Annotated in this window: 19 protein-coding genes; 11 read left to right on the forward strand and 8 right to left on the reverse strand. The window is 37.8% G+C overall.

The genetic code is table 11. The annotated features are described in order from the left end of the window. The first annotated feature begins 8 nt into the window (after positions 1–8). Positions 9–3,146 carry an efflux RND transporter permease subunit gene (locus AC27HL_RS04795; RefSeq protein ID WP_487079343.1) on the forward strand — a complete coding sequence of 1,046 codons (3,138 nt, stop codon included), beginning with the start codon at positions 9–11 and terminating at the stop codon, positions 3,144–3,146. Between the two features lie 92 nt (positions 3,147–3,238). On the opposite strand, the gene soxR is transcribed toward AC27HL_RS04795, so the two are convergent. From soxR to AC27HL_RS04820, 5 genes are all read right to left on the reverse strand, one after another. Then, on the reverse strand, positions 3,239–3,706 hold the full coding sequence (soxR, locus tag AC27HL_RS04800) for a redox-sensitive transcriptional activator SoxR (protein ID WP_487079345.1): 468 nt from the start codon (positions 3,704–3,706) through the stop codon (positions 3,239–3,241). Positions 3,707–3,799: 93 nt separating this feature from the next. Continuing rightward, positions 3,800–4,606, reverse strand: a complete 807-nt coding sequence (locus AC27HL_RS04805) for a DUF4198 domain-containing protein (RefSeq protein WP_487079347.1) — start codon at positions 4,604–4,606, stop codon at positions 3,800–3,802. Positions 4,607–4,614: 8 nt separating this feature from the next. Further along, positions 4,615–5,148 carry a DUF2271 domain-containing protein gene (locus AC27HL_RS04810; protein ID WP_487079349.1) on the reverse strand — a complete coding sequence of 178 codons (534 nt, stop codon included), beginning with the start codon at positions 5,146–5,148 and terminating at the stop codon, positions 4,615–4,617. 17 nt (positions 5,149–5,165) lie between these two features. Next, positions 5,166–5,765, reverse strand: coding sequence for a PepSY-associated TM helix domain-containing protein (locus tag AC27HL_RS04815; RefSeq protein ID WP_487079351.1), 600 nt, complete (start codon positions 5,763–5,765; stop codon positions 5,166–5,168). 102 nt (positions 5,766–5,867) lie between these two features. Continuing rightward, positions 5,868–7,937 (reverse strand): TonB-dependent siderophore receptor, encoded by a 2,070-nt coding sequence (locus tag AC27HL_RS04820; RefSeq protein ID WP_487079353.1) that lies wholly within the window; start codon positions 7,935–7,937, stop codon positions 5,868–5,870. 347 nt (positions 7,938–8,284) lie between these two features. Here AC27HL_RS04820 and AC27HL_RS04825 point away from each other — a divergent pair, with 347 nt between their 5' ends. The 4 genes from AC27HL_RS04825 to AC27HL_RS04840 all read left to right on the forward strand — a co-directional run bounded on the left by AC27HL_RS04825 (position 8,285) and on the right by AC27HL_RS04840 (position 14,387). Continuing rightward, positions 8,285–8,665 (forward strand): VOC family protein, encoded by a 381-nt coding sequence (locus AC27HL_RS04825; RefSeq protein WP_487079355.1) that lies wholly within the window; start codon positions 8,285–8,287, stop codon positions 8,663–8,665. 176 nt (positions 8,666–8,841) lie between these two features. Continuing rightward, the gene (locus AC27HL_RS04830) at positions 8,842–10,497 is read left to right on the forward strand and encodes a methyl-accepting chemotaxis protein (RefSeq protein WP_487079357.1); all 1,656 of its coding nucleotides are present in this window, start codon (positions 8,842–8,844) and stop codon (positions 10,495–10,497) included. Between the two features lie 229 nt (positions 10,498–10,726). Beyond that, positions 10,727–11,761 (forward strand): FHA domain-containing protein, encoded by a 1,035-nt coding sequence (locus AC27HL_RS04835; RefSeq protein ID WP_487079359.1) that lies wholly within the window; start codon positions 10,727–10,729, stop codon positions 11,759–11,761. Further along, positions 11,754–14,387, forward strand: a complete 2,634-nt coding sequence (locus AC27HL_RS04840) for a protein kinase domain-containing protein (protein ID WP_487079361.1) — start codon at positions 11,754–11,756, stop codon at positions 14,385–14,387. Before AC27HL_RS04835 ends, AC27HL_RS04840 begins: the two co-directional genes overlap by 8 nt. Here the strand turns inward: AC27HL_RS04840 and AC27HL_RS04845 are convergent. Then, positions 14,377–14,733 carry a hypothetical protein gene (locus AC27HL_RS04845; protein ID WP_487079362.1) on the reverse strand — a complete coding sequence of 119 codons (357 nt, stop codon included), beginning with the start codon at positions 14,731–14,733 and terminating at the stop codon, positions 14,377–14,379. The two genes, AC27HL_RS04840 and AC27HL_RS04845, sit on opposite strands and share 11 nt — an antisense overlap. A 556-nt stretch (positions 14,734–15,289) precedes the next feature. Here AC27HL_RS04845 and AC27HL_RS04850 point away from each other — a divergent pair. Both AC27HL_RS04850 and AC27HL_RS04855 read left to right on the forward strand, forming a co-directional pair. Then, positions 15,290–15,472: a DUF3606 domain-containing protein gene (locus AC27HL_RS04850; protein WP_487079363.1), complete on the forward strand. Its 183-nt coding sequence runs from the start codon at positions 15,290–15,292 to the stop codon at positions 15,470–15,472. 328 nt (positions 15,473–15,800) lie between these two features. Further along, complete coding sequence (locus AC27HL_RS04855) at positions 15,801–16,472, forward strand: spondin domain-containing protein (RefSeq protein WP_487079365.1); 672 nt, start codon at positions 15,801–15,803, stop codon at positions 16,470–16,472. A 131-nt stretch (positions 16,473–16,603) separates the two neighbouring features. Here AC27HL_RS04855 and AC27HL_RS04860 read toward each other — a convergent pair whose 3' ends face one another. Together AC27HL_RS04860 and AC27HL_RS04865 are read right to left on the reverse strand one after the other, a co-directional pair. Continuing rightward, complete coding sequence (locus tag AC27HL_RS04860; RefSeq protein ID WP_487079367.1) at positions 16,604–17,452, reverse strand: TIGR04219 family outer membrane beta-barrel protein; 849 nt, start codon at positions 17,450–17,452, stop codon at positions 16,604–16,606. Between the two features lie 126 nt (positions 17,453–17,578). Further along, a complete protein-coding gene (locus AC27HL_RS04865) occupies positions 17,579–17,713 on the reverse strand; it encodes a hypothetical protein (protein ID WP_487079368.1) in 135 nt (44 codons plus the stop codon). Between the two features lie 233 nt (positions 17,714–17,946). On the opposite strand from AC27HL_RS04865, the gene AC27HL_RS04870 reads away from it, so the two are divergent. From AC27HL_RS04870 to AC27HL_RS04885, 4 genes are all read left to right on the forward strand, one after another. Continuing rightward, the gene (locus tag AC27HL_RS04870) at positions 17,947–18,591 is read left to right on the forward strand and encodes a PEP-CTERM sorting domain-containing protein (protein WP_487079370.1); all 645 of its coding nucleotides are present in this window, start codon (positions 17,947–17,949) and stop codon (positions 18,589–18,591) included. Positions 18,592–18,718: 127 nt separating this feature from the next. Further along, positions 18,719–19,141, forward strand: coding sequence for a hypothetical protein (locus AC27HL_RS04875; RefSeq protein ID WP_487079372.1), 423 nt, complete (start codon positions 18,719–18,721; stop codon positions 19,139–19,141). A 213-nt stretch (positions 19,142–19,354) separates the two neighbouring features. After that, positions 19,355–19,708, forward strand: a complete 354-nt coding sequence (locus AC27HL_RS04880; RefSeq protein WP_487079374.1) for a DUF1428 domain-containing protein — start codon at positions 19,355–19,357, stop codon at positions 19,706–19,708. 196 nt (positions 19,709–19,904) lie between these two features. Then, positions 19,905–20,336, forward strand: coding sequence for a GNAT family N-acetyltransferase (locus AC27HL_RS04885; protein WP_487079376.1), 432 nt, complete (start codon positions 19,905–19,907; stop codon positions 20,334–20,336). Positions 20,337–20,769: the final 433 nt, after the last annotated feature.

Below are 20,769 nucleotides of genomic sequence, written 5' to 3' on the forward strand. Positions count from 1 at the left end.
GAAAGATTATGATCAAAGAATTATCTTCTCCTAGTAGACTGATGGACATTTTTGTTCGCAAGCCCGTCGTTTCAACGGTGCTGTCGGTATTTATATGTTTAGTGGGCTTCTGGGCGGTAAATGCCATTTCGGTATTACAATTTCCTAAAATTGAAGGCGCATCACTGGAAATTACCACCAGTTATACAGGAGCTTCGGCTGATGTTGTGAAAGGTTTTGTTACCGATCCTATTGAACGTGTTGCATCCACTGTGCCTGGTGTAGATTTTGTTGAGTCGAGTACAAGTTCAGGTTTGAGTAAAGTTACCGCTTGGCTGAAGTTGAACCAAAACAGTACCAATGCATTAGCCGAGCTTAATACGCGCCTTAATCAAATTAAGTTTGAATTGCCTGCTGGGGCGGAAGACCCGTTCGTGACGGTAAGACGAACAGATAGGCCATTTGCTGTATTTTATCTTAATGTCGTCTCTGAAGGTTCAACATTAGCGCAAATAACAGACTATCTTACGCGTGAAATTAATCCGATTATTAATAATATTGAAGGTGTGCAAAAAGTTGGTATTGAAGGGGCACGAACACCGGCAATGCGTGTGTGGCTAGACGCTGACCGATTAAATATTTTCAATGTCAGTGCTGATGAAGTTTATCAAGCATTAGCTAACAATAACCGTATTTCTACCTTAGGTTATGCGGAAAATGAACGCCAGAAAATTGATATTGTTGCAAATACACAAATGTCGTCTGTGGCTGAATTTGAACAACTAATTATAAAGCAAAGTGATGATACTTTAGTTTACTTAAACGATGTTGCACGCGTTGAATATAGCGCGGAAGAAGCTAGTGCTACCGCGCGCTTTAACGGTAAAGACACTGTTTATATTTCTGTGTGGCCACTACCTGGTGCTAATGAAATTTCGATAGGTGATAAGCTTTATAAAGTACTTGACGAAATTAATGCAGACTCGCCTGAGCTTAAAATTGATATTGCTTATGATGGCACCTTGTATATGCGTGATGCACTACAAGAAATCGTAACGACGTTAATGGAAACCATAGTGCTTGTTGGTATTGTCGTCGTACTGTTAATGGGCTCGTTTAGAGCAGCATTAGTGCCATTAATTACTATACCAATTTCTATTTTAGGGGCAATTGCTAGTATATGGCTAATTGGTTTTAGCTTAAATTTATTAACCGTATTAGCCGTAGTATTGTCGGTGGGCTTAGTGGTTGATGACGCTATTGTTGTGGTAGAGAATGTTGCGCGACATATGCGGGCAGGTGTTCCTCGCGTGCAAGCGGCGTTAATGAGTTCTCGACAATTACTGGTGCCAATTATTTCTATGACTTTAACACTAGCGGTGGTTTACGCGCCTATTGGTTTTTTGTCGGGTTTAACTGGGGTTTTGTTTAAAGAGTTTGCTTTTACCTTAGCTATCGCTGTTATTATTTCAGGTGTTGTTGCAATAACACTATCGCCGATTATGAGTGCATATGTGTCAAGTGAAGGTGGCAAAGAAGGTAAATTAACAGTAAAAGTGAACCATGCTTTTGAGCACTTACAAAACTTTTATGGCCGGTTATTAAAGAGAACTTTCCATTGGCAAGGGCAGTTATTTTTCATCGCAATTGTGGTGGCATTGCTTGTTATTCCTTTTTATTTGATGTCAGCAAAAGAACTGGCGCCGACAGAAGATCAAAGTAGTGTCTTTATTGTTGTGCAATCTCCACCTGATGCTTCATTGGCATACAATGAAAAAAATGTCGAAAGTGTTGCTACTGCATTGCTTGAAACGCCAGGAAGTAAAGAGTTATGGCAAATAGTATTAAGTAGCGGTGGTTTTGGTGGCCTTGAGTTTGAAGGCAATGACAAACGTGAAAAAAGTATACAAGCCATGATACCTGAGGTTTATGGCCGCTTAACAAATTCTGAAGGCTTAGATTTATTACCTATCTTACCGTCACCTTTGCCGACGGCAGGGCAATTTGATGTTGAACTTGTAGTAAAATCGTCCGCTCCTTATAGTGATATGAAGTCATACGCTGACCAATTAGTTGGCGCGGCGTTTCAAAGTGGCCAGTTTCTTTATGCAGACACTGACTTGAAAATAGATTTACCACAAGTTGAGTTAAAGCTAGATAGGGAAAAAATTGCTGACTTAGGTATGAATGTATCTTTAATTAGCAGTCAATTATCAACATATTTATCAAGCAATTATGTTAATCGTTTTGATGCCAATGGTAAGGCATACCGAGTTATTCCTATGGTGGCAGATAATATTTCTACCCAACCGGAAAAAATATTAGATTTAACGGTAAAAGCACCATCGGGTGACTTAATTCCAGTGTCAGCATTTACTGAAATTAAATATCGCACCGTGCCTAGAACTTTAGGCTCATTCGGCCAGCAAAATTCTTTTAGAATTTATGGTGGTATTTTGCCTGGTGTTACTAAAGAGCAAGCACTGCAAACCTTAGAAGCGGCAGCGGCGAATATTTTACCGCATAACTATAATCTTGATTATGCAGGTGAATCTCGTCAAATTCGCACGGAAGGTAATAGTTTAATTACCGTGATGGCTATTTCTCTGATGATAGTATTTTTAGTGTTAGCGATTCAGTTTAATAGTTATCGTGACCCATTGGTGATATTACTAGGTTGTGTGCCATTGGCCTTGTCAGGCGCATTATTGCTGCCATTTTTAGAACTAACAACAATTAATATTTATTCACAAATTGGTTTAGTAACCTTAGTTGGATTGATTGCAAAAAATGGTATTTTAATTGTTGAATTTGCCAATCACTTGCAAGAAGAAGGTAAATGTAAGTTTGATGCAGTGATTGAATCAGCTACTACTCGTTTACGACCTATATTGATGACAACAGCAGCAACTATTTTGGGGCATTTTCCTTTAGTGTTAGTAACAGGTGCTGGCGCTGAAGCGCGAAACAGTATCGGTATTATATTAGTTGCAGGTATGGCCATTGGTACCTTCTTTACCTTGTTTGTGTTACCGGTATTTTATTTATGGTTAGCAGAGAATCGTAGCGCTTGTACAACTCATAAATTAGCGAAAGAGCCTATTGATAATAAAGAAGATGAGCAGCAAAGCGAAACTAATATAAAGCAGCCTTTAAAGAGTGCTTAATTATTTAAATTGCTGATACTCTGTTGTTTGAAAAAATAAAACCGAAAAGTTGTCAAGCTTTTCGGTTTTTTATTATTGCCGTTAAATATTTATTAGGCTTCATCATACTCGACATCGTCTGGCTTTAAATGAGGTCCTGGGCCCAATTGAGCTAAGGTGTCATAAGGGTTTGCTAAACGGCAACGTTCAATAGATAAGCAACCACAGCCAATACATGCATCGAGATTGTCACGTAAGGCGATAAGCTGATTTATGCGTTCGTGTAGCTCACTGTGCCATTGTTTAGATAGTCGACTCCAATCATCTAAGGTTACAGTCTTATTATCAGGAATGGTCGCTAATGCCGCTTTAATTTCCTTTAGCTGCACGCCAGATTTTTGTGCGATTTTAATGATAGATATTTTTCGTAAAACATCGCGTGTGAAACGACGATGGTTGCTGCTATTTCGATGCGAGCAAATTAAGCCTTTATTTTCATAAAAATGAATGGAAGAAATAGAGACACCGCTACGCTTAGAAACTTCACCAATGGAAAGTTCTTGTTTTGGCTTTTTAGGCATACTTGCTTAACCTCAATATTGGTTTAGGTTAGCTAGTATAACAAAAAAGGCTACCAAATCAGGTAGCCTTTAGTGACAGGATGTTAAGCGTTACTATTGCAATTGAGCTTCAAAAGTTAAAAATACGCCGCCATGTTCTTTGTCCGCTAAGGTTTTGTTTTTAGCGTCTTGTTGATATTCAGCAATTAGCAAGTAACGACCTGCTTGTGTTGGTGTAAAGCTTATTTCTCCTTTTGCATTGCTAACAAGTTTAATTACTTCAGGGTTATTACGGTAACGGGCACCATCACGTTGCACTTCAACTTCAACGCCAGCTTGTGCCTTACCGTGATAAGTAAATGCGAACGTAGCCGTTTCTTGTTCAACAATTTCTGACGGGTGAGTCACAGGTCTTAACTCTAGGAACTTGCCATCAATGCCATAATTTTCGGTTGGGTTATTCATGGTAATGTAGGTTTCTATGCGAGTTAAACCAAAAGTGGTTTGTAAATTAGTCGCATTACTTGGCACTAGCGCTTTTAACTCTAGCTTATTGGCACGAGCACGCTGGTGTTTATCACCTACTTTATAACTTGAAAAATAACTCGCACTCGCATTGTTGGTGACTTTGTATGTGCCACTTTCCTTAATAAAATAGTCAGCAACTGATTTTCTATGCGCTTTGTAAGTTGAAGATGGGCGAGTTCTTTTACCTGAAGGCGTTAATATACTTAACGGGTCAATACTAAGCGCTTTATCGACATTAAATACTTCATTTGATGCGGTAGCATCTAATGCTATCCATTCACCTTGCTCAGATGAAAGTGTGTAATGACTAGGTAATAACCAGCGTGAATGCGCGCCCGCTTGGCTACTAATTGCAACGGCAAGGCAAAATAATAGTGATTTTTTAATATTCATTTGTGCTCCTAAGGATTAATACTAAAGGTAATTTCGCCAGTTTCAGCGGTTTCTTTAAGGGTGAACTTTTGTGAAGATTGATTTAATTCGAATTGTTGCTTGAGTAAGGCTCTACCACCTTTTTCTCGTACGACTTCAATAAATAAAGTGTAAGTACCTTTACTAAGAGCGTGCTGATCATCATCGTTTAGCTTAAACGATAACGGAAAGCTACCAGCCGCGTGGGTTGCTGAGGTTATGGCATCTACAAGCTCAGCATCTTTTCGTCCTACGTTGCGCCACCAGCGTCGAATATCCTTTAGCCACTTGGGCTCTTTGCGCCAAAGTAATAGTGTTCTAACGGATTTCTTTTTATTGTTTTCTATCCAAGCCGCAACGTAAGGCGGATGATATTCACCTTGCTGTTGTTTAAGCTTTAGCGTTATTGCCAATGTGCCGGCGCTATTGGCGTGCGCTTGTGAAGATTGTGAAATTGCGACTAATAACAGAATTACAATCAATAAAATTATTTTAATTGCGCGATATGAAAATAGAGTATTCATCGGTTTGCTATGTTCCTCTAGGCTAAGTAAATAAAACTAGTAATGGCAAATATTGTGCTGCCAACGCTTAGTAGTAATGTGCGACGAAAGCGCTTTTGTGGCATGGCTAAAATAAAGCCTGTGATGGCAAAAATAATAAAAAGTATGCTGGACAGATCTATAATCCAACCCCAAAAATTGCTGGTGTTTCGGCCTTTATGCAAATCGTTTAAAACTGCCCACCAGCCGTATTGGGTTTGTTCATAAAATGCTTCGCCAGTTTCTAGGTCAACAGCAATGCTAGTGCTCAGTCCTGCTTGTTTGATGCTATAAAATAACTCACCTGACATTAGCTCTGGTGTAATGCTTTGTAACGATATAGAAAATGCTTGCTCAACTAGCTCGGTAATCTTTTGTTGTTGTGCTTTAGTTAATTCGCTTTGGGCGATAAGTTGCTCAGCAATACCTTTAATTGTCTGTTCCTTTTCAATAACACTTGCTTGATGGTCGCTAAACCATTCTGGGTGATTCAGTGTGATGCCGGTGACAGAGAAAAAAAGTAATAACGTGAGCAACGCCATCGACACATAAACATGTACAACACGTGCTAAGTTCAAGGTTTTCTTTGAGGGTTTCATGGCAACCATTTACGCTTAATTTGGTTATAAATTTTAATTGTTGCTAACGGAATAAAATAACGACGTACACAATTTTAGTACGTCGTTACTTATGCTTTTAAATTAAAATGCTAGCTGTGCGGCAACACGAAAGCTAATGCCATCAGCAGCAGTAACATTGCTGGTACCGCCACCGATTATGTAGCGCTTGTCTAACAAGTTGTTAATATTAAAGCGTAGGTTTAGTTCGTGGTCACTCAAGTCCATTTGGTAAGTTGCACCAACATCGATACGTGTGTAGGCATCTTTTTTAATAGTGTTGTCACTATCTGCAAAGCGAGAGCTTTCATAAAATGCACCGGCATTAAAGGCAAGCTGTTCTGTTACTTCATAACGTGACCATAACGCTGCTGACCATTCAGGTACGTCAATTGGCGTTTTACCTTGATAGTTTTCATCTTTTTCGTATGTCGCATCGATATTAATTAACGATGTCATTACAAATAATTTATCGTTTATTGCCCCTTGTGCACCAAGCTCAAAACCTTTATGACGCTGTTCACCCGCTTGTGTAGTACGCGTATCATAATCAGGGTGAACAATATCTTCTGTGATCAATTTACCCGTTTTGCTGATGTCAAAAATTGCACCGCTTAGTAGTAGCCTGTCATCAACAAGCTGCCATTTAACACCTATTTCACTTTGTTTTGATTCCATGGCATCTAACTTCATACCATGGTTAATATCGGTTTCTTCGTTCAAGGTATCACTTGATTGCGGCTCGAAACCTTCAGTGTAGCTGTAGTACACTGTTGCTTGTTCTGTGGGGTGGTAAAGTACACCAAACTTAGGTAAGAAAGATTCATTGTCTGCACCTTTTTTATTCTGCTTGTCGTATCGACCACCAAAAGATACTTGCCAGTTATCATTTAAAGTCACTAAATCTTGTAGATAGATACCGTAGTAATCATATTCACTGGTGTATAGGCTATCGTCGTCTTTGTAATTTACATCTGGCTTGGCAGGCTCGTCTTGACCAGCGGCGTAGGTAATTGCAGAGCTTTTAACTCTTAATTGTCCATAGTAGTAATCTAACGAGTTAGCACCAATTAATAGCTGGTGTTCAAAGCCAGCCAGTTTGAACTCGCCTACAAAGTCGATAAACTTAGTGGTAAATTGCCAGTCATCAAAGCGATCGTAAGGCTTAGAAGTATATTCATTACCTTCAATAAAGTCTGAAGGCTTCTTCGGCGCCGATTCAAAACGTTGGCGTTCAAACGTCTGTTTGTTGTAACCAAGAGTTACACGCCAATAATCGTTAATATTGTAATTTACATCAGCGCCATAGTTTTCTACGTCAATATCGGTAAACGCCCAAGACATATCGCGAATAGTTTTACGATCGCCAATAATATCACCGTTGTCATCTAACCAAGCGCCGGTATCTAAGCCTGCTTTGTCATTGGTGTAGTCATAATGAACTCGTAGTGCTAAATCAGCTGAAACGTCATAATCAATAACTAAAGCACCTAAAAAACGATCACGTTCACGTTGTTTACCGTTTTGGTATTCTCTTTGGTATTTAACATCTTGCTTCACTAAATTACTGCGATATCTTAAGGTTTCTTCGTCGTTTAGTGCACCACCAGCATCTAAAGTGAAACGAGTAGAGCCTTCTTGGTCGGTGTCTGCACCTATATTAAATAATGTTTTTGCCGTCGGCTTTTTGGTGACCATATTCACTAAACCGCCAGGGCCAGATTGACCATACAAAATACTTGAAGGCCCTTTGATAACTTCAATACTTTCAAGTGTTTCAATTGGTTGTTGGTAATGAGACCAATGCTGATGACCGTCACGCAGGTAACCGTTTGATGAACTTAATTCAAAGCCTCGTAAGTTAAATACTTCTCGGTTACGTTGTTTTGAGCCGGCGGAAAGGCTAGCGTCATTAGTTAGTACTTCACCTAAAGTCGTTGCTAATTGCTCTTCAACAATAGTTCTTGGAATAACAGTTACCGATTGAGCCGTTTCAAGTAATGAAACATCAGTACGCATGGCACCTTTGGCTTCGTCTACTTTATAATCATTAAAATAACTTCCGGTAACTTCAATCACTTCTATTGAATTGCTGTCAGCAAAAGCAAGTGGTGTAGCTAAGGACATTGCCAAAAACAGCGGTGAGTACTTCATGTTAATCTCCAAATTATTAACTAGTGTCGTAAGAGAATGCAGCTAGCATTAAATAGTGTGGCGAATGTTAATGAGAGTGATTATCATTTGCAAGATAAAGTTTCATTATTTTTTAAATAAAACTAGATTTAGATCAATAGAGAGTCGTAAACAGATAGAAGCTGGCTATTGCAGTGTATCGTTGAATTTTAAACTCCTAAGTTATGCGAAATTACTATTGTGCTTAGATAAATTTATCGTGCATGCTACTCAGTATTGCTTTTACTGATTATTAAATATGTAACAGGTCTTAATATTTGCTAAGTAATTAGCTCTTTTTCTTAAACAACCAACAAAAGGGAAATCCAATGTTTAGTCATATCATGATAGGTGCAAACGATGTTCAAGCTTCAAAAGTATTTTACGATGCTATTTTAGGCGAATTAGGTCATAAGCCCGGTGTAATGGATGAAAAAGGTCGTTGTTTTTATTTCACCGATACCGGTGTTTTTGCTATCACTAAGCCAATTAACGGTGAAGAAGCTTGTAATGGCAATGGCAGTACTATTGGTTTTGCCGCCAGCTCACCTGAACAAGCTGATGCTTGGCATGCTGCAGGCACTGCAAATGGTGGTGTTGCGTGTGAAGACGCGCCAGGTGTTCGTGAAGGCACTATTGGTCAGCTTTATCTAGCCTATCTTCGTGATCCGTCAGGAAACAAGGTTTGCGCATTGCACCGCATTGCTTAACTTCTACTTTTATGAATAAGGCTTTTTGCCATTAAGTCTTATTCATCTCGCTCATACAATACAAACGTCTTTTAAGCAATTTTCAGTTTTACCCAATCAATTGAAATTCAATGTCTTTCTGTTCGGTCTATTACTGACAATGTTGTATTTGCATTATCTTTAAAGGCGACTTTTCTATGTTAAATTTATTTACTCGTGCGACCGTACAAACTCGACTACTCATCGGTTTTGGCGCTGTTCTTATCATGATGTTAGTACTTACTATTGTCGGGATTAATAGCGTTAAGGCTATTGATAAGTCGATGACGGTTATCACTGATATCAATTCAGTAAAACAGCGCTACGCGATAAATTTTCGTGGTAGTGTGCACGACAGAGCCATTGCCATTCGTGATGTTGTTCTAGTGCATGAAAATCTCGAATTACAAAGCGCTTTAAAAGATATTTCTCGCTTAGAAACGTTTTATAACGAGTCACGTGTGCCGCTCGACCAATTAATGATTAAAGGCTCTACACCACATGAAGAAGAAATTCTTGCCTTAATAAAAGGCGTTGAAAGTAAAACTATGCCTTTGGTTAAGCTAGTAATCAATCAAGTACAACAAGGCAATAAACAACAGGCTGAACAGGTTTTGTTGACAGAGGTTCGTCCAGCTTTTGTTGAGTGGTTAGCGGCAATTAATCAGTTTATTGATTACCAAGAAGTTGAAAACCAACAAGCCACAAAAATGGTAAGAGAAACAGCGGCAAGCTTTGAAGGTGTGATGCTAGCGTTAACAGGCATCGCATTTTTGATCAGCGGCTTTATTGTCTATCGTATTGCTAAAGGTTTAAGAATTTCACTTGATGGTGAACCAAGTGAAGTCGCCAATTTATTATCTAAAGTTGCCGAAGGGGACTTAACGCAAAATATTGACGTACGTTATGAAAACAGTGTTTTGTTTTCATTAAAGAAAACCCAAAAAAAATTAAGCTCAACAGTTGCCAATATTGCTGGCGCGTCAAAAGAAATTAATGGCCAAATAGATATTGTTTCTTCAGGCTCTGCAGACGTACTTGATTTAGTACAACAACAACGTGAGTACACTGCGCTTGCAAATGATAATTTAAATGATATGCGCGATAAAACTTACACAGTGTCAGAATTGCTAGTGCAAACTGAGCAAAACTCTTCACAAACATTAAGCTCATGTACCTCAGGCAGTCAATCCGTAAATGCTACTGCTGCCGAAATTGAAAAAGTGTTAACAACTGTGAGTAGTGCATTAGAAAAACTACAAAAGCTTGAACAGCGCACTAAAGATATTAGCGGCATTATTTCTGTTATCAGTGGAATTTCCGACCAAACCAATTTATTAGCGTTAAATGCAGCTATCGAGGCAGCAAGAGCTGGCGAGTCAGGCCGAGGTTTTGCTGTTGTTGCCGATGAAGTTAGAACCTTAGCGCAAAGTACAGGCTCAGCCACCGCAGAAATTGAGGCAATGTTAACAGAAATTACCAAAGAAACCGCTGATTCCGTGGTGGCTATGGAATCAACATTACCAAAAATTGAGAAAGGTCTAGCATTAGGTGTTGACTCAGCAGAACTGCTTAAAGAAATTGAAAATCAGGCCAATGACTCACTATTAAATGTTCGCCAAGTTGTTGATGCCTCGAAAGAACAAATTGTTGCCATTGATGAGCTATATGAAGGTATGAAAAGTGTTGCTGACATGGCCGACTCGTCTACAGCGTCATTGGAAAAAAATAATGACGTTGCAATTAGCCTAGAGCAACTAGCGGCAAATTTAAAAGAGCAAATTGCTTATTTTAAAGTGAATACGGCAAGTTAATTTTTATTATAGTGATAAGAATAAAGGCGCTATTTAGCGCCTTTTTTAGTAAATAAATTAATGTTAGTGAATAAGAATATTCAAATCAGTACCGTAAGTTGCGGGTATTTTGAGCAATACGTTGTAAAATAAGCCAAAATGCTTTTTTTACTGCCTTAATCAAACGTTAGTTATTTGCATTTATATGCAAATAACTTTCTAATACATTATTATGAATAGAAAGAAGTGAATGCAAACCAAGAATAATACTATGGCAGCTATTTTAAACCTTGAAAATCAACAGCAAGAATTAAGCTATTTAAATGCATATCATTGTATTGGCCGTTCGAGTACTAATGTTGACTTGGTGATTAACTCCCCTGAAATATCAAGAACACACGCGATTATTGAATGGAAAGATCAACAATGGTTTATTCGTGATTTAAGCACCAATGGTACTTGGGTTAATAGCTATAAATTGTCAAAAAATCAGCCTCATAAACTTCGAGTTGATGATAATGTCTTCTTCGGCAAAGCCGACTCACATGGTATTTTAGTAAAAGATCTAGCTCGGCCAGAAAATATGTTACTGTCGACAGAGCCACTAGATGACTTGCTAACCGACCGTGCAATTATTCTTACCGACTTCAATATTTTGCCATCGGAAAAAAAGCCAGAATTAGCCTTGTTTTATGTTCACAGCAAAAAACAGTGGTACAAAGAGTATTTAACAGACACCGACGGTGGTGCTTATCCGATTGCAGATTCTGAACAGTTGTTTTTTGATAACAAAAGTTGGCAGCTGAAATTAAATAATGAAAGTGAAAATACCTTAGCCCTTGCGACACCTAAGTTACTTGCTAGCCAAATAAAATATCGTTTTAACTTGAGTCGAGATGAAGAAACAACAGAGCTAACCTTGATCACTGACATCGAAAAATTATCTTTAGCAGACAAAGCACATCATTACTTAACGCTTAGTCTCGCTCGACATAGAGACGCAGATGCTCGAAAAGGTATTGAAGAAGAAAGCCAAGGTTGGATTTTACCAGAAGTTATCGCCAAAGAACTCGGCTATGATATTACGCTGTTTAATACCCAAGTTTGCCGGGCTAAAAAGCAATTTAGAGAAGTATTCAACGGTGCTTGTGATGGTGATGAATTAATTGAGCGAAAAGGCAAAAGAATTCGTTTCGCGGGCAGTTCATATCGAATTTATAAAGGTAATGAGTTAATCGTTAACCAAGGACAAGATAAAGTTTCACTGACGGTAATGCATGGATAAACAGCCTCCTCAATATAGGCGCGAAAGATTGTTGGGTGAAGGTGGTATGGGTAAGGTTTACCTAGCGCACGACATTCAATTGCAGCGTAAAGTTGCGATTAAAGATCTTATTAATCAGCCACAAAATGAAAACGTTAATCATGCGCTAAATGAAGCGCGTTTATTAGCGCGTGTTAATCATAGTAATATTATTCAAATCTATAATATTATTGATGAAAATAACCAAATTTCTTTGGTTATGGAATACTTTGCAAGTAAAACGCTCAGCCAATTTCAGCAAGAAAATCATTTAACATTAATACAGAAACTCGCCTTGCTACAACAGTTAGCGGCAGGGCTGGCACATGCACATAAAAATAACGTTGTACATTGTGATTTAAAGCCGAGCAATATTTTAGTGAATGAGCAAGGCCAGTTAAAAATAACCGATTTTGGTATAGCTTGTTTAACAACGCAGGAAGATTACCATAAAAAGGGAGCTGAACAGAGTCTACAGAGCGAATACGGCTGCTTGCAATTTATGTCACCTGAGCAAATTAACCAGCAGCAACTTGATGATAGAAGCGATGTTTTTTCGTTAGGTATCATTGCCTATCAGCTGATTGTTGGTAGCCATCCTTTTGGTGATGGTACTGCCATACAAGTGGCGGAAAATATATGTAAAAAAACGCCTGAGCATGCCAGTAACCTGTTGCTTGATACGCCAAGTGCCTTAACTGACTTATTAATGGCAATGTTAATAAAACCACTTGCAGAGCGCACCTTAACCGCAAGTGAAATTGAACAAAGGTTAAAACATATTCAACAGGCATTGCAGCAAGCACAAATTGCTAAAGAGCACACAGTGCCAATTTCGCAATTATCTTCCATAAATACCAACACAGCTGAAAATACAGCTGTAGAAATAAAACCTAAAACAACATTTTTTAAATACCTAACTAGCATTGTCGTTTTGCTAATGCTGATATTAACCGTTGCTTGGTTTTCGCAGCCGCAAACCGTAGAAACTAAAAAAGTTGTTGTATTAAGACCTGCAATTACTGACAGCTCGCTCATGGCGCCAATGCAACAAAATTTAGTGTTATCAGCAGTTGAGGATGCCATACGGCAGGCGGTAATTAATACCAAAGGTATGTACTTAATTTCTCAGCGAGAAGTAAATAGTGTTGTTAAGGCGTATCCAAATGATCTGAATAAATTGCGACAAGCGGTTGGTGCTAACGATATTTTTTCAACGACACTTAGCTGCGACAATACCCGTTGTAAAGTTAACTTTTCTCGTTTAGTGGCGAGCCCTGAAGGCAATGAAAAGTTGGTGGTAAAAGCGGAAAAAGCTTGGTTAACCTCTGTCGAAAACTTTAATAGTATTTATAGTGCTAGCCAAACGCAATTTGCCGATTTGTATTCAGAGTATTCGGAAGTAAACCAAGCCGGGTTAGTGCAACGGCCAATCAATAAAGATGATTATAAACAATATATTGCGCTCTATGATGAGATACAGCATCGTGGAGAATACAACAATGCAAGCCTGTCGAAACTTGAAGCGATAATAACCCGCTCACCATACTTGTATGCCGCTTATAGTTTATATCGGGACACGGCGCTAAATTTATATTTAGAATCAAAAGAAGCAAGTTATTTTAAACGCTTAGATGCAGTACTTAACAACGCCCCTCCAGAATATAAATACAGTGTTTATGAAGCGGTTGACCGTTTCTGGTTAGCCTCTGATATGAACAAGGTTGAATTAGCCAAAATGCAAATTATTGCCGCGAAAGATCGCGGTGCAGATGAGTTAACGCTTTTAGAACTTCAAGCCTATATGTTTTTTAGTACTGGGCAATATGAACAAGCGGCGTTGTCTTATGAAAGTGCTTTTAATCTGCGACCTAGTGCTAATTTACTCTACAACTCAGCATTTAGTTATTGGCGATTTGGTAGTTTAGAGCAATCAGAAATGGCGTTGAGTAAATTGTTAAAAAACGTTCCTGATCATCAAAGAGCTAATCAACTACAAGCAAATATTTGGTTGTTGCAAGGTCGGTTAAACTTAGCCATAGAAAAATATAGTAAGCTCATACAAAACAGAAGCTCCAGCAGAGATTTGACTAACCTAAGTTTGGCCTATGCATTTAACAAACAATACGGTAAATCTTTGGAATTTGCGAAAAAAGCGGTAGCGATAAACCCTAAGCAGCCATTTAATTTATTAAATTTGGCAGATATCGAAATGATAACAGGCAATAAAGAGTTAGCTAAATCTCATTACCAAGAAGTGATCGACATATTAGTCGGAAAAAATGAAGTGAAATACCTCACTAATTTAGCGCAAGCGTACGGACAATTAAATCAACAAAATCTTGCAATTGAAACACTTAACAAAGCACAGCTTTTGGCACCAAAAAATGGTGAGGTTTCGTATGCTTCTACCATAGTTTATAGCTTGCTTAATGAAAAAACTTCGGCAATTCACTACGCAAAAGTAGCATTGGAAAATAATATTGGCGCAGTGTTTTTTAACCTTCCTTGGTTTGATTCCTTATGCGAGGAAACGTTATTTCGCCAGCTAATGCAGCAATACAATAACGATACTCGTTGTAGTTTTAAATTAAAAACTAATTCCTAATTATTCCACCATCACTAATCGTCCCTTGGAGTGATGCATTGCCACTGTCACTGTCACTGTTTTCAGCTGCAACAATTGCTGATAGTTGCTCAAAAGTGCTCGGGTCTGAGGTTAGTAAGTCGAGTAATCGTTCAAGCTGCGCTGGATCACCATCAGCCATTGTTAATAAATTATTAAGTAAGCTTGGATTTGTCACCGCAATAGTATTTAGTTGCTCCACTACCGCGGGCGAGCTTTCAGCAAGAGTAATTAACATGGGAGTAGAGTTTTCAGCATTTGCTGTAGGTAAATAAACGCTGCCAGATAAAACCAATAACAAAGAAAGTGTTTTTAAATGCTTTTTCATGGGGGATTTCCTATTCACTTGTTGTGACACTCGAAATGAGTACACTTGAAACGAATAGAAAATTAGAGTGCGCTGGAAATTAGCACCATGACAGGCAATTACACCGAGTAGATTATCATTACCCCGATATTATTTTCTGTCAGATAAAGTTATCAATTAACAAATGCTTATTTTTAATCAGCAATTGAATTTTCCATGTTAATAAACAATTTTATTTTTTCTAGAATTTGTAATGTTAAGTCAGAACGAACTTACGCTTTGTGTTGACTATTTTTGTTAGTATTTTCAATGAGTAATGTTCGTGTAATGTCATGTAATGGTTTTTTTGGCAAAGCTAGCTATAGTTTTTTTGGGGCTACCCAATAGCAATTTGCGCTGTTAATCATAACCATGACAGATGGCACTAGTAGCTCGAACATAGCGGAAAAAGTAAAACTTGGTGAGATAGTCATTTTAACGTTTCTAGGCCACTACGTATTCATATTAGAATTAATGGGCTTAGATAATAGCTTGTAATAATTACCGCCAAGTATGTTAGCGCAACGGGAGTATAAGCATGTCTGATTCTAATACACGCAGAGTTCCTAAAGACAACACACAAGTTGATATTGATGACCCAAAAGCAATCAGAAACTGGTGTAACCTTTTCGGTTGCAACGAAGACGATTTGCGCATCGCTGTTATGGCTGTTGGTAAATCAGAAAAAGCCATTGCAAAGTATTTTGAAGCAGGAATATAGCTTTATTGGTAATAACTTTATATATCAATACCCTAGGCACAGGACTCTTATTAATAGCTGCTCGACTGGCAGCTTCAGTGCAATCTATTTAGCGTTCGACTAATCAAAAAATGTTTTTGTTACTTATTGCAAGGACTAAGAGCATTCCATCTTTTCGATTAAATTCTTTTATAAAACTGTGAGGTTTTTGTGAACTTTATGTGAATTTGCCGTGAGAAGTTGTCGATACACTCAGTTAAGTAAACGTAAATGCAAAGTAATAACGAAAACTAAAACGAAATTAGCTTAACACTAAAAACCTTCTTATTAGCCTGAAAGGAGCTATGTAATGAAACTAAAACTATCGACATTCATTTTGCTACTAAGCGCATTTATTACCACCAGCGTAAGTGCAAATTATTATGGTTATCATCATAGTAATAAGCAATATAAAGTTACTATTACCAATATTACCAAAGGTGTATCGTTTACACCGCTGTTAACCGCCACACATAATCGCAATGCAAGTTTTTTCACTGTTGGTGAGCCGGCATCTGAAGCTGTATCTCGTATAGCTGAAGGTGGTGACATTTCGGTGCTTAAAACAATGCTCGACGATTCAAGTGATGTCTTTTCAACAACCAACTCAGAGGGCTTATTGGCACCGGGTGCCAGTGTTGAATTAATGCTTGATGGGCATCGCCGCTATGGAAAAATTAGTATTGCAGCTATGTTACTACCAACAAATGATGCCATGGTCGCATTATTAGGTAAGAAGTTACCAAAACGAGGCAAGGTGACTTACTTTTTAAAGGCATACGACGGTGGAACTGAAACTAATGATGAATACTGTGGCAATATTCCAGGGCCACATTGTGGTGGCGTGCCATTTTCTCCTGAAGATGCCGGTGAAGGATATATTTACCCGAGCCCTGCTATCCATGGTGAAGCAGATTTAACTCGTGAAGCCTACAACTGGGATGGAGCTGTTGCTAAAGTTGTTATTGAAGTTGTTAGATAAATTAGCAAACGTTTAATTTATCGCCATTTAGTTAAACTTTTAAGGCGTATAATAGGTATAAAAATCGCGACTAAGTGGTTTTTATACCTATAACCTGTGGCATTCGTTATTCAAACCCTTAATATTAAGTGTTAAAAGTGTGCCGAAACACCAACAAATGCGCCCTTAAATTTAATGTCAGTAAATAAACTATTTAAGTCTTTGAGTTCCATTTCTACAACTTGGTACCCTACACTTAGGTTGATGTCGCCTTTAATGCTTTTAATAAGCTCGTAATTCAAACCAACTTGGTAATCATAAAGTGAATGATCGCCAACTAATGAAAAGTCACCTTGACCAAATACGCTTAGCCCAGTAAATGGTAAGCCAATGTTAGTGGCAACATACAGCATAGCGACTATATCGTCGGTTTTTATTTTTTCCACTGGTGTGTATGAGCTTGTTGGCAGTGTACAAGGGTTGTCGGGTACTGAAGGATCACAATCGCCAAGTGTTACGGTTGGCCCAGTAACGGTAACATCGCCATTAAAATCTCTAGCACTTAGCCCCAAATCAAATGAAAATTTGTCATTATCAAATAGTTCATAATACAAGCTGTAATCAATATAACTAACATTATAACTGGCGCTAATATCATCACCAGCCGCGAAGGCTTCATCATTGAATTGAAATGGCTGGGTTAAAGTATTATTGCCTGTAGTATCAAACGTGGCGCTGGAAATACGTAAATTTGGAAGTAAAGGAACTGGGTGTTCAACGGCAATAAAGTAGTTAATTTGTTGCTCTTTTTCTAAATTAAAATCAACTGGTGAGTTTTTCTCGCCAAAAGTTCCACTTGCGTCACTTTGCCAAACTTGGCCGCCCAGATATAAACCTACAGAGTCTGCCTTTACATTAACAGTTAAAACTACTGCAAGGGTTGCTGCAAAAGCCTTTATTTTCATTTTATTATCATCCTTGATGACTCTATTATGTTCCATATACTCGACATTCTCTTTAGCCTTGAATGGCCTTAAAAAGCTATAAATAAATGCGATAGTCGATTGTAGCTTGGGCTTGTTTCTAAGGTAAGAAAAACATCGTAATAAAATATTTATTTCACACAGTTAGTGGGTTTTTATTCGGTGGTGCTGAAAAACAATATCAAATTCTGCTGAAACAATTTCTCTTTTAATAGCGCCAAACTCAAAAGGTGTAGTTACCTGTAAATCGCTAAAAAATTCCTTAGTAATATATTTCATCCTAATTTCAGCTTCAGAGGCTAATTATTTCAGGTGAGCAGAATCAATATTAATAGATGAATTTAGCTGTGTCAGGTTATTTATCACTGCGGTTGAAATAAGACAAAGAAAACCCGTTAACTTGTTGAAATTTATTGTTGTTTATTCTTTGGTCTGAACTTTGCTATTCCTTTGTAAATCATTGTTTAATAATTGTCTGTAAAATTATATTAAAGAGAGCTAAGAGGTATTAAATGAAATTGAAGTTTATAAAAGCGACATTCGCTGCTGTATTTTTATTGATGTGTAATGTATCTAATGCTGGAATAATTCCTTACGGCGTTCAAGAAAACGTTGCATATAGTGACGTTACTAATACTTGGGGATGGGATTTGTTATACCGTGGTGATTACTCAGCTTCACTTAGTTTAGATGCTATGTTTTCAGGGCATCAAGAGTATATTATGCTAGGCGCAATAAATGGTGATAGTGATACAATTACATTATTAGCCGCTGTAAAATGGAGTGATTTCATTACATATACAGCTGATAATGTTACAAAATCACTAAATGGCGCAGAATGGTATATTAATGGCGATTCTCTAGGTTTTGCACATTTAGGCGATACAATTAGCCAAAACTCAGCTGATACCAATAGTGCAAATGCGAGTAAAAGGCTATCATGGCATACAAATCGCTCAAGTGATTCATCTTCAGTTGCAACAGATATTTTTGGTGGATGGCGAGCAGGAGCGGCAACTGGTTTAAATTCTTCTACAGTTTGGGACCGAGTAGTTTTTACTACTAATAGCAATGTACAATCGGTGCCAGAGCCTTCAACACTTGCTATTTTCGCATTAGGAATGGTTGGTTTAGTGTTACGCCGAGCTAAGAAGTAATACTTAATATAGTTTAAATATTTAGTTCTAAAAACATCAATCGTAATGGTTGGTGTTTTTTTGTGCCTATTGAAACGTTAAAGTAAGCTCTGTATAGAGATAATGCTGTTAACTTATGGAGGTATATGTGGAGATGAATATAGAAGACGTTAAATATTTTGCCCCTTATGTTGTATCGATTATTGCTATTTTGGGCTGGATAGTTTCGTATAAAATAGCTAAAAAGCAGGAGCTAGTAAAAAGAAAGCTAGATGTAAGGATAGAGCCATTAATTAGTGCCTATAAAGCGATAGAAGACTCAATTTTGTCGCCAGATAATTCATATCAAACAGAATTCTCTTCTGCGGTTTCAGACATATATTTGTTTGGCAGTGGAAAACAAATTAGAAAGTTAAATCAACTAATAAGTGAGCTCGATGACAATTGTAATAAGTCTAAGTTAACTTTGTTAGGCCAACTTAGAAGGGAAATTAGAAAGGAACTCGGCATGAAATTTAAAAATGATGCTCATGAAGTTGATTTGATAGCGTATTCAGTAGCTAATCGATAAGCTTTAAGGGCTTCTCTTTCTAGTCGTAGTCGGGAAAATATTTTCTTATTTTTCATTTTTTAAGGTGTTATAAACAATTGGCGAACTTAATAATTGGCTGTTTACACTTCGCTGACATATGTTAGCCAACACATATTCGCCTCTTCGTTAGGCATTTTCTGCTTTATATGCAAATATGGTGATTAAAAGTTATAACTATTTAAGGATATTAAAATGAACTATGTAGACGGATTTGTTGCAGCTGTACCCACCACGAATAAAGAAAAGTACATTGAACATGCACGACTTACTGCTGTTGTATTTAAAGAACATGGAGCATTAAAAATTGTCGAAACATGGGAAGATGATGTTCCCGAAGGGGAAATAACGTCATTTCCAATGTCTGTAAAACGAGAAGCAAATGAATCAGTAGTTTTTTCTTGGGTTACATGGCCTTCCAAAACAGCTCGTGACGCAGGTTGGAAAGCGTTGATGGAAGATCCAAGAATGAATCCAGATAATAACCCAATGCCTTTCGATGGTAAGCGGTTAATTTATGGTGGCTTTAACACAATTGTAGATGAGTAATACAATCACAATACAAGCTCGTCAAGAGAAGCTGTTAAAGTTTGGCTCAGGTTCGCTTCGCCCCGCATTTTAGTTAAACATTGCTCAGCCACTGTAATATGGGCGTTATGTGATTTGTAGACATTTCATATTTCTTAGGGCTAGAATGAGCGCTCGCGGCTGCACATGAATTTCAGTCAACTTAAGAGAAAATCGAATGATTGTAGAAAATGTGCTTCCTGAAAATTACGTAGAAATGCTTAATGTTTGGGAAAATTCAGTCCGAGCAACTCATAACTTCATAACAGAAGAGGATATTGAGTTTTTTAAACCAATTATCATTGAGCAAGCTTTTCCTGCCGTCACATTAAAATGTGTGAAGGATGAAAGTGGTTCAATTCTTGGGTTCGTGGGAGTTCACGCCTCAAAGATTGAAATGCTGTTCATTTTAAATGAGGCAAGAAGGCAAGGTGTTGGTAAGGTACTACTGCATTACGCAATAAAGCAGTTAAATGCCACCAAAGTCGACGTAAATGAACAAAACCCGTTGGCCGTAGGTTTTTATGAGCATATGGGATTCAAAATCGTTTCACGCTCACCACTTGATGATATGGGAAAACCCTTTCCAATTCTGCATATGACACTTTAAAGCTCGGTTTGTCGAAACCAGTTTGCTAGAAGAAACGCCCAAAGCTAATAACTTTGGGCGTTTCCGTATGTGGTGAAAAATTAAATAACAAAGCGTTTAACATGGACCGTGATCCTCCCTACGATTAGCAGTTTCATCACAAAAATATGAATGGGTGTTTATGGCATAGCTTTTAAGCGCAGTAGCAGCGATGCTCACCACTTAACGCGGCATTGGTTTATTAAAATTTAGCTAGGAAAAGCATGGTTTATTGAGCTTGACGAACATTACTAATTACAAATAATTCCTACAACTCTTGCTATTCGATATTCGTTCGAAATGATATGCCTTTAAACTCGTAGCATATGTAATTTGTTTTGTACTAAGTTACAAAAATGTACAAGTTAATAAGTCTTATTTCATTATAATCACTGTGTAATGTCGTGTAATGTCG

The sequence above is a fragment of the Colwellia aquaemaris genome (assembly GCF_057548755.1).